The organism is Photorhabdus caribbeanensis, from assembly GCF_018448885.1.
Classification (GTDB): Bacteria; Pseudomonadota; Gammaproteobacteria; order Enterobacterales; family Enterobacteriaceae; genus Photorhabdus; species Photorhabdus caribbeanensis.
The window spans coordinates 1-358 of the sequence record NZ_RCWB01000157.1 but is presented as its reverse complement, the minus strand read 5'-3'; the positions used below and the strand labels follow the sequence as shown (position 1 = coordinate 358).

General features: G+C 50.8%; 1 pseudogene. It reads right to left on the bottom strand.

Features of this window, described 5'->3' with window-relative positions:
* Positions 1–50: 50 nt before the first annotated feature.
* A pseudogene (locus EAE90_RS24945) lies at positions 51–358 on the bottom strand (DUF3396 domain-containing protein); the annotation flags it as partial.

Below are 358 nucleotides of genomic sequence, written 5' to 3'. Positions count from 1 at the left end.
CTACAGTTTCCATCATTTTCTCCGTAAGTTATGAGTCGGTGGATAATCTGTTATTCCCACATATTTGCCGCTTCCCGTACCAGATGCCAGAGGGTTGTGCCCGGTTCTGCACCTTCAACATCAAAAGACATCGCCCCCTGAGCAAAGAAGTACTGCTTGCCCGGCAGGCTATCGGTTTGCCAGATCCCGCTGACCAGTGCCGGGTGGTTGCCTCTCAAAGGAGTTACTTGCAGCGGTCCACGGTCATAACGGGCATACCAGGCCAAGGTGGAAGTTGAATTAAAATGCCCTTCACCATAGAAGTGCAGGGAATCACCTTCTCCCGGAACAAAACGTATCGGACGTATCAACTGGTTAA